The organism is Desulfobacter postgatei 2ac9, assembly GCF_000233695.2.
GTDB classification, from domain to species: domain Bacteria; phylum Desulfobacterota; class Desulfobacteria; order Desulfobacterales; family Desulfobacteraceae; genus Desulfobacter; species Desulfobacter postgatei.
On the sequence record NZ_CM001488.1, the window covers coordinates 2,813,929 to 2,831,173 of the forward strand.

At 45.6% G+C, this 17,245-nt stretch carries 16 protein-coding genes; 10 read left to right on the plus strand and 6 right to left on the minus strand.

What is annotated here, in order from left to right:
• The first annotated feature begins 7 nt into the window (after nucleotides 1-7).
• The 9 genes from DESPODRAFT_RS12910 (at nucleotide 8) to epmA (ending at nucleotide 10,502) form a co-directional block, all read left to right on the plus strand.
• A complete protein-coding gene (locus tag DESPODRAFT_RS12910) occupies nucleotides 8-601 on the plus strand; it encodes a DUF4390 domain-containing protein (RefSeq protein WP_245531911.1) in 594 nt (197 codons plus the stop codon).
• A 24-nt stretch (nucleotides 602-625) separates the two neighbouring features.
• A complete protein-coding gene (locus DESPODRAFT_RS12915; RefSeq protein ID WP_004074022.1) occupies nucleotides 626-2,848 on the plus strand; it encodes an ATP-binding protein in 2,223 nt (740 codons plus the stop codon).
• 124 nt (nucleotides 2,849-2,972) lie between these two features.
• Entirely contained in the window at nucleotides 2,973-4,331 is a 1,359-nt protein-coding gene (locus DESPODRAFT_RS12920) for a sigma-54-dependent transcriptional regulator (RefSeq protein WP_004074023.1), read from the plus strand.
• Nucleotides 4,332-4,422: 91 nt separating this feature from the next.
• A complete protein-coding gene (locus DESPODRAFT_RS12925) occupies nucleotides 4,423-4,896 on the plus strand; it encodes an RsmD family RNA methyltransferase (RefSeq protein ID WP_245531912.1) in 474 nt (157 codons plus the stop codon).
• On the plus strand, nucleotides 4,893-5,444 hold the full coding sequence (gene coaD / locus DESPODRAFT_RS12930) for a pantetheine-phosphate adenylyltransferase (protein ID WP_004074025.1): 552 nt from the start codon (nucleotides 4,893-4,895) through the stop codon (nucleotides 5,442-5,444). Before DESPODRAFT_RS12925 ends, coaD begins: the two co-directional genes overlap by 4 nt.
• Before the next feature lie 13 nt (nucleotides 5,445-5,457).
• Nucleotides 5,458-6,354 carry a selenium metabolism-associated LysR family transcriptional regulator gene (locus tag DESPODRAFT_RS12935; protein ID WP_004074026.1) on the plus strand — a complete coding sequence of 299 codons (897 nt, stop codon included), beginning with the start codon at nucleotides 5,458-5,460 and terminating at the stop codon, nucleotides 6,352-6,354.
• Nucleotides 6,355-6,552: 198 nt separating this feature from the next.
• Nucleotides 6,553-8,241: a hydantoinase/oxoprolinase family protein gene (locus tag DESPODRAFT_RS12940; RefSeq protein WP_004074027.1), complete on the plus strand. Its 1,689-nt coding sequence runs from the start codon at nucleotides 6,553-6,555 to the stop codon at nucleotides 8,239-8,241.
• A gap of 17 nt (nucleotides 8,242-8,258) precedes the next feature.
• On the plus strand, nucleotides 8,259-9,572 hold the full coding sequence (locus tag DESPODRAFT_RS12945) for a histone deacetylase family protein (RefSeq protein WP_004074028.1): 1,314 nt from the start codon (nucleotides 8,259-8,261) through the stop codon (nucleotides 9,570-9,572).
• Nucleotides 9,573-9,590: 18 nt separating this feature from the next.
• A complete protein-coding gene (epmA, locus tag DESPODRAFT_RS12950; protein ID WP_004074029.1) occupies nucleotides 9,591-10,502 on the plus strand; it encodes an EF-P lysine aminoacylase EpmA in 912 nt (303 codons plus the stop codon).
• 32 nt (nucleotides 10,503-10,534) lie between these two features.
• Here epmA and DESPODRAFT_RS12955 read toward each other — a convergent pair whose 3' ends face one another.
• The 4 genes from DESPODRAFT_RS12955 to DESPODRAFT_RS12970 form a co-directional block, all read right to left on the minus strand.
• Nucleotides 10,535-11,731: an HD-GYP domain-containing protein gene (locus DESPODRAFT_RS12955; RefSeq protein WP_004074030.1), complete on the minus strand. Its 1,197-nt coding sequence runs from the start codon at nucleotides 11,729-11,731 to the stop codon at nucleotides 10,535-10,537.
• Between the two features lie 143 nt (nucleotides 11,732-11,874).
• Nucleotides 11,875-12,822, minus strand: coding sequence for a radical SAM protein (locus DESPODRAFT_RS12960; RefSeq protein WP_004074031.1), 948 nt, complete (start codon nucleotides 12,820-12,822; stop codon nucleotides 11,875-11,877).
• A 1-nt stretch (nucleotide 12,823) separates the two neighbouring features.
• Nucleotides 12,824-14,050, minus strand: coding sequence for an argininosuccinate synthase (locus DESPODRAFT_RS12965; RefSeq protein ID WP_004074032.1), 1,227 nt, complete (start codon nucleotides 14,048-14,050; stop codon nucleotides 12,824-12,826).
• A 355-nt stretch (nucleotides 14,051-14,405) separates the two neighbouring features.
• Nucleotides 14,406-16,100, minus strand: a complete 1,695-nt coding sequence (locus DESPODRAFT_RS12970; RefSeq protein ID WP_004074033.1) for a DUF262 domain-containing protein — start codon at nucleotides 16,098-16,100, stop codon at nucleotides 14,406-14,408.
• A gap of 88 nt (nucleotides 16,101-16,188) precedes the next feature.
• On the opposite strand from DESPODRAFT_RS12970, the gene DESPODRAFT_RS12975 reads away from it, so the two are divergent.
• A complete protein-coding gene (locus DESPODRAFT_RS12975; protein WP_157488481.1) occupies nucleotides 16,189-16,362 on the plus strand; it encodes a hypothetical protein in 174 nt (57 codons plus the stop codon).
• Between the two features lie 253 nt (nucleotides 16,363-16,615).
• On the opposite strand, the gene DESPODRAFT_RS12980 is transcribed toward DESPODRAFT_RS12975, so the two are convergent.
• The gene (locus DESPODRAFT_RS12980; RefSeq protein WP_004074035.1) at nucleotides 16,616-16,957 is read right to left on the minus strand and encodes an HVO_A0114 family putative DNA-binding protein; all 342 of its coding nucleotides are present in this window, start codon (nucleotides 16,955-16,957) and stop codon (nucleotides 16,616-16,618) included.
• Between the two features lies 1 nt (nucleotide 16,958).
• Complete coding sequence (locus DESPODRAFT_RS12985) at nucleotides 16,959-17,240, minus strand: toxin-antitoxin system TumE family protein (protein ID WP_004074036.1); 282 nt, start codon at nucleotides 17,238-17,240, stop codon at nucleotides 16,959-16,961.
• Between the last annotated feature and the right edge of the window lie 5 nt (nucleotides 17,241-17,245).

The window sequence follows — 17,245 nt, forward strand, 5'->3', positions numbered from 1 at the left end:
GAACTTAATGCCGATGATAAGTAAGGGTACGGTTACAAAAAGTTTATGTGCAGTTGCCTTTTTTATCGCGGGCATTCTTTTTATTGTCCCGGCAATTGCTCTTGCCTATGACAATACGGTTATATCCAATATCAAACTGGCCAACACCCGGGATGATCTGTTTGCTTATTTCAAGGTGGAAAATGCCTTTAATGAAAAAAATACCCAGGCTGTTGAGAATGGCATTCCCAGCTCGTTTACGTTCTATGTAACCTTGTTCAAAACGTCAAGCGGTTTGTTTGACAAAAAAATTGCCGATATTAAAACCCGTGCAACAATAAAATACAATTCCATGAGACAGGAATACACGGTTGTCTGCCAATGGAAGCATGCCCCTGCGTTGATCACAAAATCCTTTGATGAGGCAAAGACCTGGATGACCGAAATTGATAACCTCAAGGTGGTACCCCTTAACCGCTTGATAAAAGGTGATAAGTACCAGATTCGGATCAAAGCTGAACTTGAAAAAGTCACGTTGCCCCTGTGGTTGCACTATGTTTTCTTTTTTGTCTCTTACTGGGATTTTGAAACGGACTGGTACGTCATTAATTTCACGTATTAACCATCAGCCGGACAGGCATGGCATATGACCCAGATACTCCAGAACACAAGACCAAAACGATCCGGCCGGAAAAGAGAATGCATTGCCATTTTATGCCTTCTTATGGCCGTTGGGGGGCTGACGGTTCTTGAAACCCGGGTCACGCCCTTTGACACGGGACTGCCCCTGTCATCCACCGTGCTGATGTTCATTTTGATAAATATCAACCTGTTGTTGTTGCTTACCCTCCTGCTGCTGGTTTTCAGGAATCTTGCCAAACTCTACTATGAAAGAAAAAATAACATCCTGGGTTCCAAAATAAAAACCCGGCTGACCGCTTCTTTTGTAGTGCTGGCCCTTTTACCCACTACCGTGCTTTTTTTCTTTTCCATCCAGTTTATCTCTACCTCCATTGCCTTCTGGTTTAATGCCCCTGTGGAGCAGACCCTGGAAGCCTCTCTGGCCGTAGGACAAACCCTGTATGATTACATTGAGGAGAAAAATGCCTTTTTTGCTAAAAGAGGGGCGTTTCAGATTCATTCCAGGGATCTGCTCAAACCTGAAAATCAGGAGAAACTCACGCGGTACACCCAGGTGATCCAGCGCGCCTTTAACCGTCAGGCCGTGGAAGTCTACACCCCGGATGCCCAGCGGGTAAGCATTTCATTAGCCAGCGAGCTGGAGAACACGCACTTTGGGCTGCTGACCACCACGGAGTTAAGGGGCATCCGGGATGGCAGCGCCAGTCACACCGTTTATCAGACCATGGATCAAGGGGAATTTTTACGCACCCTATGCACCATCCCCTTTGACGTACCGCCGGCCAAGGCTGCCGGCTTTATTGTAATCAACACCCTGACAGCCCCGGATCTGTCTGAGAATTTAAAAGCCATTCTTAAAGGTGTGGAGGAGTACCACCAGCTTAAACTGACAAAGAGACCGGCTGAAATTTCGTATTATATCGCTTTGTCCATTGTGGCGCTTCTTGTTGTATTCTGTGCCGTGTGGTTTGGATTCCAGATTGCCAAGTCCATCACCATTCCCATTATGAAATTTGCCGAGGGTACCCAGCGGATCATAGACGGCGACATGGCATATCAGATTGATTTCAAGACCGACGATGAGATCGGTACCCTGATTAAAAGCTTTAACTCCATGACCCGCCAGCTGGCCGCGGGCCGCCAGCAGATTGCCCTGTCCGAAAATATGCTTAAACAGCAGAATGTCGAGCTGGAAAAAAGTCGCCAATATATTGAGATCGTTTTGAAAAACATCTCTGCCGGAGTTGTCTCCATGGACAATGAGGGGATAATCACCACCATGAATAAGGCTGCCGAGTCCATGCTGGGTGTTAACAGTTGTGATATTCTTGATAAAAATTTCAGGAACGTCCTGATCGAAGAATACCTGTCTCTGGCCAATAAAATATTTGAAGAGGCAGAGCAGGGGGGCACCCATTTCAAAATTCCTGTTTCCGTTTCCGTGGCCGGCGTACCCAAACATTTTTCATTGAATTATACCACGCTCAAGGACGATACCGGCCAAAATCTGGGGGCTGTACTGGTGTTTGATGATGTAACGGAACTTGAAAAAGCCCAGCGCCTGGTGGCATGGCGGGAGGTGGCCCGCCGCATTGCCCATGAGGTGAAAAATCCGTTAACCCCCATCAAGCTGTCTGCCCAGCGCCTTAAACGCAAATATGGCAAAACCATTAATGATGAGGTTTTCACCGGATGTGCCGACACCATTGTGGAACATGTTGATCTGATCCGGAATCTGGTGAACCAGTTTTCCACCTTTGCCAAATTTCCAGATACCAATTTTGCGTCGGCCCGCATTGAAAATATTATTCTTGAAACCGTTGCCCTGTATAAGGACGGGTTGGAACAGATGGAGATCCAGACTCGGTTCAAGGACAATATTCCCACATTAAAATTGGATCACCAGCACATGAAGCAGGCCTTTATCAATCTGATTGACAATGCGGTTTACGCCGTGAACAAAAAAGGCACCATTGTGATTAATCTCTCCTATGACCCCATTCTTAAAATTGTACGTATTGAAATAGCAGATAATGGAAAGGGTATTTCAGACAAGGAAAAGACCAAACTGTTTGAACCCTATTTTTCCACTAAGAAAACGGGCATGGGACTTGGGCTTGCTATTGTAAACTCGATTATTTCAGACCATAACGGCGTGATCCGGGTCCAGGACAACCAACCCCGAGGCGCCAAGTTTATCATTGAACTGCCTGCCGGGGGGCCCTGATGCCAAAAATTAGGGCACGGCAGATAGTGTTTGAACAAAAAACCGTGTTTGGATGGTTCGTTAGAAGGGGATGTGTTTGTCTAACGAGCCCTTCTAACACTATATATAGAAAGGATTTAGTACTATGTACCCGGCAGTCTTGATTGTTGATGACGAATCCACCATTGTTGATTCCCTGGACGGTATTCTTTCCGATGACGGATTCGAAGTTATTCATGCATTCAACGGATACGAAGCCCTGAAAAAAATTGACTCCCATTCCCCGGATATTGTGCTGCTGGACATCTGGATGCCGGGCATGGACGGCATTGACACCCTAAAGGAGATCAAACGTCATCACCCCAACTTGCCGGTGATCATGATCACCGGCCACGGTTCCATTGAATCTGCTGTGGATGCCACTAAATCCGGCGCGTTTGATTTTTTGGAAAAACCTTTGTCCATTGACAAGGTTATACTCTCCATAAACAATGCCCTGAATTTCAGGAAACTTGAGGAAGAGAACCGGTACCTTCGCAAAAAAGCCATTGAAAAAAATTCCATTACCGGCACAAGCCCGGCGGTTCAAAAGCTTTACGGCGAAATTATGGCCGCAGCGCCCACCGATGCCTCCATACTGATCACGGGGGAAAACGGTACGGGTAAGGAGATGGTGGCCCGCACCATTCATCAGTTCAGTAACCGTCCTGAAGGTCCCTTTATCATTATCAACTGCGCAGCCATTCCTGAAGAGCGTCTGGAACCTGAACTGTTCGGGCATGAGAAAGGGGCTTTTGAAGGAGCCTCAGCAAAAAACAGAGGTAAATTTGAACTGGCTGCCGGTGGAACCCTGTTTTTGGATGAAATAGGGGATATGAGTATCAATACCCAGGCCAAAATGCTGCGGGCTTTGGAATCCAAAACCTTCCAGCGCATCGGTTCCAGCCGTACCCTGCACATGGACGTACGTGTGATCACCTCATCCAACAAAGATCTTGAATCGGAAATCAAAGAAGGGCGGTTCAGGGAAGATCTGTTTTTCAGACTCAATGTCATACCGATCCATGTTCCGGCCTTAAGGAAAAGGATTGAGGATATCCCCATATTGGTGGATTTCTTCTTAACCCAACTGGCTGAAAAATCATCCGCGCCTAAAAAAACGCTCTCCAAAGAGGCTGTTGAGCTTTTAAAACAATGGCATTGGAAGGGAAATGTCAGGGAACTGAAAAATTTGATGGAGCGTTTATCCATTATGGTGGAAAGTGAAATTATTGGGAAAAATGATATTCCTGCACCCTACAATCCTGATATTGAAACATTTCCCGAAACGGGTGAAGAGCGCAACCGGATTTTTACCATGGCGCAATTGGACCAGGCAAAAGCTGCCTTTGAAGCGGAATTTATCCGTTTAAGGGTGGATCAGATGAACGGGGATCTTCAGGCGGCGGCTAAACAGATGGGAGCAAGCTTGAATTTTGTCAAAAAAAGAATATCTAAAAGCTGATGCGTATTATTAGTGGTGCCTGCCGGGGCAGGAAACTGGTTCAGATCCAGGGAAAGATATCCGTCCCACCTCGGACCGGGTCAGGGAAGCTGTGTTCAATATCCTTGGCCCCGGTATTCGGGGAAAAAGGGTACTCGACATGTTTGCCGGCACCGGGGCTTTGGGGCTTGAGGCATTGAGCCGGGGGGCTCAGTCTGCCGTTTTTGTGGATGCGGCCCGGTCTTCCTGCAATGTGATCAAACGCAATATTGAACTGTGCCGGATGGCCGATCAGGCGCGGATTCTCTGCCATGACTTAATCAAAGGGGCTTTACCTGTATTCCATCACACCTTTGATCTGATTTTCATGGATCCCCCGTACAATAAAGAGTATCCGGGACAGGTGCTTGGAAAACCTGGGTTTTCAGAACTCCTTGCACCCGGGGCAATTATCATTGTGGAACAGTCTGGCAAAGAAAGCCTTAACTATCCCGGAAACAGCCTTGACAAATACCTGGAAAAAAAATACTCAAGGACAACTCTTACATTTTTGCGGAAATCCGCCATAGACGAAGGATGCGTATGATTTACCGAAAACGGACAATTGCCATTTATCCAGGTTCCTTTGATCCCTTGACAAACGGACATCTTGACGTCATCAGACGCGCCCAGGAAATTTTTGACCACGTAATCGTGGGGGTGCTGTACAATTCGTCTAAAAAAACACCGTTATTCTCCCCAGAGGAACGTATTTCCATAATTAAGGAATGTTTTGAAGACCCATCGATAGAGCTGGACTCGGCAAGGATTGAAGTGGAGACTTTTAACGGCCTTCTTGTTGAATATGCCCGAATGAAAAAGGCTGTGGCCATTATCCGGGGCATGCGGGCTTTGTCTGATTTTGAAAGTGAATTTCAGATGGCGCTGATGAACAGAAAGCTCAATAGGGAGGTCCAGTCGGTCTTTCTGATGACAGGATCGCGCTGGATTTTTACATCATCGTCCATCATTAAGGAGGTTGCCCGGTATGGCGGGGATATCTCTGATATGGTTCCCAAACCCGTGGAGCGTAGAGTGAAGGAGAAATTTGAGGCTCTCGTAAAAAGCCAGGAATGGCAAAAATGTTATAAATGAAGGGTATATCAACGTGGATTTGTGGCAGCTTCATATTTTTGTTTCCGTGGTTGAGCAGAAAAGTTTTTCCAGAGCATCAGAACAGATTCATTTATCTCAGCCCACAGTCTCCACCCATATCAAGGAACTGGAGGGTCATTTCCAATGCCGCCTGCTGGACAGGCTAGGCAAGGTGACCGAGCCGACCCGGGCAGGTGAGATTCTTTATGATTATGCCAAACGGATGCTGGCGCTCAAACAGGAAACCCAGTCCGCCATGCTGGATTTTTTAGGGCACACCAAAGGACAGCTGATCATTGGCGGATCATCCATCCCTGCCGGATATATCCTTCCCAGGATGTTGGGGGCATTTAAAGCTGATTTCCCGGATGTATCCATTCTTTTGACGGTCGGGGATACCGGCCAGATCACCCGGGCTGTCAAAGACGGTGAACTGGAACTGGGTGTGGTGGGTGCAACAACCAGTGACCCCGACATTGTTCAGGAGACATTGGTTGAAGATGAAATGAAACTCGTTGTGCCCGCCGGTCATGAATGGGCGGACAGGAAAAGTGTGACCTGCAAGGCGCTGCTGTCCCAGCCATTGATTGCAAGGGAACAGGGCTCTGGTACCTGGAAAACCGTTCTCGCCAGTATGGAAAAGGCCGGGATTGACCTATCCCGGCTCGAACCTGCAGTGACCATGGGCAATTCGGTTTCAGTCATCCAGGGCATTCTCAACAATGTGGGTATTTCCATTCTTTCCACCATTGCCGTGGCTGAGGAATTGGCCAGGGGGCGTCTTCATGCCCTGAGTATTGAAGACCTCGACCTGTCCAGACATTTTTATCTGACGCTCTCCAGGAAGAGGACCCGCTCTCCGATATGTGAGAAATTTATTCACTTCTTAAAAGACCAAGTTTTGAGCTGATTGTCATTTCTATAACGGCCAAAACGCGCTCCTGTTAATTAAAAAATATTTAGACAAGTAAACATTGTTTATTGAACATAAATTAAATAATTTCATATTTCAAGGGGCTAAAACTTCATTGACAAGCCAATAGATTTCTGACAAGCTTCTTGAATACCGTATATTTCGGCGCAAATCTTTATGCCAAGGAAGACGCCAATGATTTTAGGATTAGATGTTGGGGGCACAAATACAGATGTTGTTTTTCTCAGCCCAAAAGGTGTCCAGAAATATGTAAAGGTGCCTACCCAGCCGGACAATTTATTTAAAAGCGTTCTTTCAGGTTTTACTTTGATTCTTGAGGACGTTGATCCGGGATGTGTTGAGCGGGTTGTTATCTCCACCACCCTGACCACCAACGCGATTGTTCAACAAACCGTGACACCGGTGGGCATGATTGTTTCAGCCGGGCCGGGTATAGATCCTGAAAATTTCAGGACCGGGGATCAATATTATGCCGTAGGCGGCTCCATCAACCACCGTGGCCGGGAAATAGAGCCGATCAATGAGGCGCAAATTCAGATTGTGGGTGAAAAGCTCAAAAAGGCGGGCATTGAATATGTGGGGGTTGTCGGAAAATTTTGTGTCAGAAATCCTTCCCATGAAATTCTGATCAAGCGGATATTAGATAAGCAGTTTAAACAGATTTTTTTAGGGCACCATGTTTCCGGCAATTTGAATTTTCCCCGGCGAATTGCCACCACTTACATGAACGCGGCTGTATATCCCCTGCATAAAGACTTTTTTCAGGCCGTTGAGCAATCCCTTGAGGAAATGGGGCTTACCGTACCCATTCAGATTCTCAAGGCGGACGGCGGTACCATGACATTGGCAGCATCAATGGATTTTCCGGCCCAGACGGTTTTATCAGGACCTGCAGCCAGTATCATGGGGGCGATTCCCTATGCCCCTGAAGGTCAGGATGCCGTTGTCCTTGATATCGGCGGTACCACTACGGATATTGCATTTCTGGTGGATAAAACGCCATTGCTTGAACCCGTGGGCATCCAGCGCGGGGGATATAGAAGTCTGATTCGCTCCCTGCGAACGGTTTCCGAGGGCATTGGCGGGGACTCGGCCTTAAGGATCAATGACAAGAACAAGCTTACTGTGGGACCGGACCGTATGGGGCCGGCCATGGCTTTTGGCGGGTCTGTGCCCACGCCCACCGACGCCCTGGTGGTTTTAGGGCTCATGGACTCGGGGGATCAGGACCGGGCCCGGCAGGGTATAAAATCCATTGCAGGTCAGTTGGGCATGGAAGAAAAAGAGGCTGCAGAGTACATATTTAAAATTTGTTGCAACATTATTTTGAAAAAAACCTTTGAGATGATCGATACATTGAATTCAAAGCCCGTTTACACGGTCCATGATTTCCTTGAAGGGTACAAGTTCAGTCCGGACACCATTCTTCTGATGGGCGGGCCGGCCAGTTTTTTCGCCGAGAAAATCCAGGATATGTATCAGCTTGAAACCATTGCGGTCCCCTATGCACCAGTGGCAAACGCCATTGGTGCTGCCCTTGCCAGAACCACCTGTGAGGTGACGGTGAATGCAGACACGGAGCAGGGCTTTGTAACCGCCCACGAAGAGGATTTTGCCGAGCCTGTCTCCAAATCCTTTTCTAAAGAGGATCTGGTGGAGACCGCTTACAGTCTGCTTAAGGATAAGGCGGAAAACGCAGGGGCTGATCCCGACAATCTCAATGAGGTGGAAGTGGTGGAATTTCAGGAATTTAATATTGTGCGTAATTTTTCTCCCAGGGGAAAAATTTTTCGGATGAAAATTCAGCTTAAACCCGGCCTGATACATGGGTATGAATCAATTCTTAATCCGCGGGCTTTATAAAATAAAAGGGGGATACCATGTTAAACGCACCTCATAAAACCGGGTTGGTATTTTTTCCTGCATTTGACTGGGCCATCGACCCCACCCACCCTGAAAGGGAAGAGCGGCTTTTGTATACCCAGGACCAGGTTACCGAAGAAGGGGTTTTTGATATACCCGAAATCATAGAATACAAGCCTGAAATTGTGACGCCGAAAGATTTACAAAGGGCTCATTTCTGTGTACCCGATGAACATAGCGTTACAACCGAATCCCATCTGATATCTGCAGGCGGGGCCAAGGCCATTGCCAATGCCGTGATGTTAAAAGAGGTCAAAAACGGCTTTGCCCTGGTCAGACCTCCGGGACATCATTCCATGCGGGTGACCCACGGGGGGCGGGGATTTTGCCATATCAATATTGAAGCGGTTATGGTGGAATATATTCGTTCCCAGTATGGCGTTAAACGTATTGCCGTCATTGATACGGACTGCCACCACGGGGACGGTACCAATGATATTTTCTGGCATGATCCTGATGTACTGTTTATCTCACTGCATCAGGACGGCCGGACCATGTATCCGGGCACAGGCTTTCCCAATGAACTGGGCGGTCCCAATGCCAAAGGATCCAATTTGAATATCCCGCTTCCCCCGGGGACTTCCACCGAAGGGTATCTCTATGTTATTGAAAATTGTGTGCTGCCGGTACTCGCAGAATTCAAACCTGATCTTGTGGTGAATTCCGCCGGCCAGGACAACCACTACACAGATCCTTTGACCAATATGAATTTTTCGGCCCAGGGGTATGCGCGTCTGACCTCCATCCTTAAGCCGGATATTGCGGTTCTTGAAGGAGGATATGCCATTGAAGGTGCTCTGCCTTATGTCAATCTGGGGATTATCCTCGCCATGGCAGGTATAGATTATTCCGGGGTAGTGGAGCCCGACTATAATCCGGAAAAGCTCAAACAGTCTGAGAGTATTACCGATAAAATTAAACAGACCTGCGACCAGATCATGCACTACTGGAATCAGCGGGATGAAATGAGAAAAGCCGCGGGTGAACCTGGGCAGATTGTGACCCGCCACCGTGAAGTCTTTTATGATACGGACAATATTTTTGAACGCCAGAAAGAGAAAATCCGGGTATGCAGGGATTGCGGCGGCAGTTTTGAAGTCGATTCCAAGGCTGCGCCAGGCTATCATATTCTGGGGGTTCATATTCCCATCAATGCCTGCAAAGCTTGCCGGGAACAGGGCTATGCGTTTTATGACCAGGCAGATAAAAGCAAATACCAGCGTATCTATCTCCAGGACCGAACTAAGGATTTATACGAGGTCAAATCATAGACCCTGTACGCAAAGAAGATGCGTTGTTCCAAATTGCTGGATAATTTAAAGAAAAGAGCCCTTGTTATTGAACTGACAAGGGATTTTTTTCGGTCTATGGATTTTTTCGAGGTGGAGACCCCCATTCGGTGCCCATCAATTATCCCCGAAGCCCATATTGACCCGGTGACATCCCAGGGTGCATATCTGCAAGCCTCACCGGAGCTGTTCATGAAGCGGCTTTTGGCCCGGGGCGCAGACAAAATTTTTCAGATCTGCAAATGCTTTCGCCAGGAAGAGCGCGGTCAGCGTCATTTGCCTGAACTGACACTTCTCGAATGGTATGCCGTTGACCAGAGCTACGAAGACCTTATGGTGCAGTGCCAGGATCTTTTACGCCATATTGCAAAAGGGTTGGGTACACAGGAACGCTTGATCTATCAGGGCGTATCCCTGGACCTTGCAAACGCCTTTGAGCGGATTACGGTTAGCGAGGCTTTTGAGCGGTTTTGTGATCTCCCCTTGAACCAGGTCATGGATACCGGGCGCTTTGATGAGATTATAAGTTTTGATATCGAACCGCATTTAGGCACATCCCGTCCCTGTTTCCTTTATGATTATCCCATATCCATGGCCAGTCTTTCTGCGGCCCATTCTGAAAAACCGGATATAGCCCAAAGGTTTGAGATGTATGTTGCAGGCATTGAATTGGCCAACGGATTCACGGAACTGACCGACCATGAACTTCAGAGAAAACGCTTTGAAAAGGAAAATGAACTGCGCATCACTCAGGGGAAAGCAAAACTCCCGCTGCCGGAAAAATTTTTATCCGACCTTGCCGTGATGCCGCCCGCTGCCGGGATCGCCCTGGGCATTGACCGTCTTGTCATGCTGTTCTGTGATGCGCCGGATATTGAAGAGATTGTTGCTTTTCCGCCCGAGTTGCTTTAAGGGACAATACTATTTTCGGCAATGTGGAAGTTTCAATAAGTTGTTAAATTAGTTTCATGTTTTGTTGTGGCTTGAGTCTGGGTATTGAGAGATTCCGAATGAAATTCTTTGAGATATCCGGGAAGCCGGTTAAACATTTCTACTGGTGTCTTGGGAAGCTGCTCACTGTCAATAACCAGATTTTGACTTTTACTGATCGGGCTGGAAAGATTAATGATTTTATCTGCTTTTTCAATAGTCCGGCCGGCCTCATCGGTAAATATGATTACCTCAGGCCCCTGGCTGTTTATCACGTAGACAGACTGGCCGTTTATCAAAGTCAAAATACTTCCTTCGGGACAGGTACCGATTTCTTTGACAAATGAATAGAGAATAAGCTGTAAAATGGGATTACGCCCTGAATAGTCCTGATAAATCGTATTGACCACTTTGGTTGGATTAACCGCTTCGCCGTAACTTCGTTTCAAGGTCATGGCACTGTATATGTCCGCAAGTTTGCAGATTTTGACATAGGGCGGCAGCTCTGAAGGGGATTGATAAACAGGGTAAGCTTTTTTTTCGTTAAAATAGATTGCTGCATGGTGGTATTTAATAATATTTTCTATGTATACGTCGTAAATGCCGTTGATTTTCAAAAAAAGCGTTCCGTATCCCCCGGCATGTTTTTGCATTTCTCTGAGCTCCTTCCGGTTCAATACGCTCTTTTTGTTCAGCAGGGAATCCGGGATCATCATTTTGCCCATATCGTGCATGAGATAGCCCATGGAGATGGTGCGCACGGCTTCAGGAGGGTAGTAAAAAAACGGCACCATCTCTTCTTCTCGGTGGTGTTTCAAGCTATCTTTAAATTTGGCAATGAGCATATTGTTGATATACTGGGAAAAAATTTCGTTAAACCGTTTCAATACAATGGTGCCGATATAGCAGACACCAAAGGAGTGTTGAAAAAAATAGTCATCGGTGGAGAAACAGTCTTTCATGCTGTTCAGAATCAACCGATCGGTCTCAAAGAGCATTTCGATGATGTCGTTTATGGCATAAATGCTTTCTTTAATATTTATTTTGTCAGACGCCCCGTCATCTTTTTTTTCCCGGGAGTCTCTATTAAATAGGCGCTTTTGACTTTTAACCAGATCGCTGAATAGTTTTTTGGCCTGTTTGTATTTTTCGAGGAAGATTTTTTTTTCCCGCATCATTTCAAGCATCTTCTGTTCAGCGTCAACGGACATTATTGAATCTTCCCCTCTTTGGATTTGAAAAATGAAATGGATAATAAACTGATTTTATAACTTCTTTTAGATTGTTTGAGCAAACGCTTAATCAATATGAAACCCGGCTTCCCTTTAGAAACCGGGTAAAAGAAGCTAATTTTTTACAGTTTTTTTATGGTCTGGTAAAATATACCCCGCTCCTGCTGGACAGATTCAACTTTATGCTCCAGGATCAGCCGTTTCATTAAAATTTCAAGTTTTCCTTTTTCAAGGTTCAAGGCCGCTGTAAGGTCATCTATGGTGCAGGGGCGGCGGTGAATGGTTTCCATAATCATGGCTTCCATTTTTTCATCGCTGATGTGCTCCCTTGATGCCAGATCCTTTACACGGGCAATGATCTCCACATTGTCGGCATCAATAATGCCGGCCACTCGGTCAAGATCATCTTTTGACGCAGCTTTAAGCCCTGCTACAGCCCCTGGCCGGTCCAGGGTATTGAGCTGAACCCGGGTCGGATTAATGTCTCGAATGATTTTTCCTAAGGCTTCAAGTTCTTCTTTGGCATCGTTGATTCCGGGCAGGATAAACACCTCCAGCCAGATTTCTCCTTGGAAAGACTCGGCAAACGCTTTAAGCCCGTCAATAACCTTATGGATATCAATCTGCCCGGCAGGCCGGTTGATCTTTTCAAATGTCTGGGGGGTAACGGCATCCAGGGAGGGCATGACCAGATCGGCCCTGTTTAAATCCTTCCTGACCACGGGGTCGGACAATAAGGTGGCATTGGTCAGTACGGCCACCCGGACTTGTGCTTTTTTTTCTTTGATAAAGTCAATGATCCTGCCGATGTCCGGATTTAGGGTGGGCTCTCCCGAACCTGAAAAGGTCACATAGTCCGGGTCAGGATGGTTTTCAAAGTAATCGGCAAGTTCCGTTTTAACCTCATCAAAGGGAACATATGCCTTCCGCTTAAGGGTCTGGTTGGTGGTTGGTCCGCACTCGCAGTAAATACAATCCAGGCTACAGGTTTTGTGACGGACAAGATCCACGCCCAGGGAAAGTCCAAGACGCCTTGAGGGGACCGGGCCGAATATATGCTTATATTTCATTTTAGTTTCTTCCGGTTATGTCCCTGTGGGCCATCAGGCGGATGGCGTTGACGCGGATGAAGCCTTCGGCATCTTCCTGGTTGTAGCCGCCGGTGATGTCCATGGAGGACAGGTTCTGGTTGTACAGTGAAGATGGTGAGGTTCTGGAGATCGGGTAGGCCACCCCTTTGAACAGTTTGAGGGTCACTTCGCCGTCAATGAGTTCCTGGCTTTTGTCAATGGCTGCCATGAGAAATTCCATTTCAGGGCTGAACCAGAAGCCGTAGTAAACCAGTTCACCCAGCCTGGGCGCCAGCATATCCCGAAGACGCATGACCTCACGGTCCATGGCAATGCCTTCAATATCCTTGTGTGCCTCATGCAGAATGGTGCCGCCCGGCGTCTCATAAACCCCTCTGGACTTGATGCCCACAAACCGGTTTTCCACCATGTCGAGACGGCCTATACCATTTTCGGAGCCCAGTTGGTTCAGGTACAAAAACAAATCCAGGGCATCTGTTTTTTCGGTGCCGTTTTCCAGATTTTTTACCTTGACCGGGATGCCGTTTTTAAATTCAATGGTAATGCGTGTGGGGGTATCCGGGGCCTTTTCCGGGGATACGGTGCGACAATAGATGCTTTCATCGCATACTGCGCCGGGATCTTCAAGAATACCTGCTTCATGGGAAATGTGCAGCAGATTATCATCTTCGCTATAAGGCTTGGCTGCAGTCTGCTTGGTGGGAATCCCGTGCTTTTCCGCATAGGCCAGAAGGTCGGAACGGCCCTGGAAGGCATTGAGAAAGTCCGGGTTTTTCCACGGTGCAATGACTTTTATGCCTGGATTCAGGGCATAGTATGAGAGCTCAAATCGCACCTGGTCGTTCCCTTTGCCCGTGGCTCCGTGGGACACATACCGGGCGCCGACTTGCTTTGCGATTTCAATCTGTTTTCTGGCAATGATGGGACGGGCAATGGCTGTACCTAAAAGATAGCGGCCTTCGTAAACCGTATTTGATTTGAAAACGGGGAATATATAATCGGTGACAAACTCCTTTTTCATATCTTCGATGAACACTTTTGATGCACCGATTTTAAGGGCTTTTTGTTCTGCTGCCTGAAAATCTTCATCCTGGCCGATGTCAGCCATGTATGCAAATACTTCGTACCCCTGTTCCAGCAGCCATTTGAGGATAACCGACGTATCCAGTCCGCCTGAATACGCCAGAACCACTTTTTCCTTTGCCATTAAAAACTCCTTCAATTCATTGGGTATTTGACCGCCAACGTTATTTTACGGTCCTTGTGTTACTTCAGACAAAAGTTATTAACGCAAAAAAATAGATAACAGTCAAGCGCATAGGGCGATCGCATGTAATTTATCGTCCGTCGTCCGATGTCAGATTTCAAGTAGCTCATACGGATTATTAATAATAGTCTGGACTTCTGAACCCATCATTGAAGGGATTCCGGTTTTGACATAGCCTGCAGTTTGCAATTTGAGCTGATCCCCCCACAATGCTTCTATTATTGGATGCTGCTTTCGGATAGGGCCGAGCGAGTTATATAGACATAAGTGTCGCCTATTAGATCCCTGAAAATTCTCAAATAGAACCTAAATCCCAGTTGTCACCAAGAACGCCAAGGAGATCATCCTGGCGGTTTTTAACAACCTCCGGGGTCCATTTTTCAGTATGTAATACCTGTGTAGTCAAAATATAAGAAGAAACCCCTTTCTTACCTCCAAAATAAGCGGTTTTCTTTTTGTCAAAGTCATAATTTTGAGCTTTGGAATTTCTTTTTTGGGTCAATGGAACGAGGTTGGCAATTCTATGTTGCCATATATCCCGGTTGTCTTCATCTGGCCAAAGTTCTGCCCATTCACTGTCAGGATTTACGGTTTGCGGTAAGACATGTTCAATAGTCAATAGTGAAGGATCATAAGTGGCTGCACCATCAGAAAGGAATGAATCAAGCCTTAGAATAAGATAATTTCTTCGTCTTGCGGTTAAGCCATAAATACTTCCATCAAGTGCTTCAAGCATTTCTTGTTTTTCATCAGCGGTCAGGTCAATTGAATTTAGTGGTTTGTCAAGGCTGTGTGCACTCTGTAGTTCGTCAAGTACTTTTGCGTAACGTTCAATTCTTTGGTTAATACCTTTGGCACAAATATGGAGATATGCAGCTAACCTTTCAAGTTTTTTGAAAAACCAAATAACATATTCTGAATCATTACTTTTTTGAGCCAAAAATAAAATTGCAGAAGGCAGCCAGTCCGAGTTATCAATTCGATTAAGCCATTTGAGTAAAAAATTAATATCTTGTGCATTTTCAGTTGATTTATATTGACACTTTTTTGCAGTCATAAAAGCATCAGTAAACGGTTCCAGAATATTTTCAATCAAATCTTCAGGAGATTTTGCCTGTGGAATAACATGAGCCCGAAATTCATCAAGAATGGCCTTTTTAGGTTTGAATTTGGCGAAAATCATCCGAATATAACTAAATAAATCATTAAATTCATTTCTGCCAGCCTGGACCTCCATCTCTTCCCATCTTTCGTTATAAAGCTCTTTGTCTTTTTCTGATGCAATTTTACCTATAACATCAGCTTTAATGATATCGGTTGGTAAAAGATCGAGCCCCCGACTATTCATAACTGAAAAAACTCGAAAAGCTGATTTCTGACTCGGGGTTGAGACCGCAACCAAATAACAACGTTGGATTATAAAAGCACCAAACTCACTCAGTGCATTAACATCCCCGTCGAATGTTTCGTTAAGTTTATCCAGCAATAACATACTATTTTTGTAAATATTTTTCTGTGCTTCATTAGGAAGGGTTTGGGGATCAAGAGCAATTAACTCATCGAAATGCAAGTCCTGAACATAATAGGAAAAAAACGTCCTATCTCTTTCTCTGAGTGCTAAGCGAGGTTTTGAGGCTAACCCTTGAGACTGTTTCCCCGGTTCACGAATATATCCTGAATAATCAATGCGTAACTCTCCTTCAAAAAAACTCGTCAAGGCCGCCAATAGAATTGTTAAGGTAGTTAAACGCTGCTGACCATCAATCACTTCTGCATTAGGTTTAATTTCCTCTTTTATAAGAACAATACTGCCAAGAAAATATCCATCATCTTTTTCCTGTTTATAAAAGTCAAATAAATCATCGAACAATTCCGATGCCTCCTCAGTCGTCCAAGCATATGGACGTTGATAAGAAGGAATAACATAATCAAACTCAGAACTAAAAATCTTAAAAATTGGATATTCTGAACCACTTATTTTTTTACTCATGGTCACTCCTTGAGGTGTCTGGCATTAATAGAAAGAATCTGATGTATCAAGATCAAAACTGTTCATCTGCTATCAAAAGGCTATGCTCTTGGCAATTGATAATTTAGAAACCGTATTTAAAGTCAGATTTAACTTCCACAAAAAGAGCGCCTTAATGGTATTTAAGAACTCCCAAGCCAATTTTGAAGCGGCGTTGGCTACTTTTGTTATTGGTGACCTGGATCGAAAACTTGGGGAAGATCAAATCAATGGTCTGAGGTGAAGACCACCCAGCGGATAGGCTCCGGTTTTTTGGTCAAATGACTCCCCCAGACTTTCCCTGTTTGGGGGTGATGACGAATAATTCAAACAAACCCTGAATCTTTGTGAGATACAATCTTATATTTTTTTCTGAACTTCAAAACGTTAGGGTGAAAATTTGCTATAATATCATGATATTAGGCATCTAAAAATCTTTTCAGCTTTTGTTTGTCATCATCAACTCTTTTAAATCTTTTGTTGAAAATCAAAAACGGTCATGCGGCTTCCAGAACAAAATTCACATGGATAGCGTCAAAAGGAAGTTCTATTTGACCGCTTTCTGTTTTTATCAAAATTCCGGCTTTCAGAAGCGCATGGACGTCACCATGGACGGCTTTAACGTCCCGGCCCAATCGTCTGGCAGCTTCACGGATAGACAAAGGCCCGGCCCCTGTCATATTTTGAATAAGTTCCCACCGCTTGCCAGAAATAATTTTAAAAAGTAGAGCAGGGGTCTCAAAACTGATAAAAGCCCCTTGGTCCTCGCCGTCAAAAGCTGCCAGAAACCGATTCTCAATTTCTTTTCGTGATGATATTCCTAATGTTACGATTTTCATTTTATCCCCTCCAGTCGTCTACATCTTTCCAAAAATCCCGAATTAAAATTTTTGGAGTTGTAAATTCATACGGCATTTCTTTATCGCCAATATGCTTATCATCCCCTTTGCCTGTTTCATTGTCGTATCGAAGAACACAGACGCTCTCTACTATAAACGCCAGACGATATTTAAAATTATGTCTGCTCCCGGAAAGCGGTGTTGGCAGACGCCATACAATCAACTCTACAAAAGATGTTTCAGAGATTATATGGCGGTCTTTTAATATCAATTCTGCTTTCATGTTGG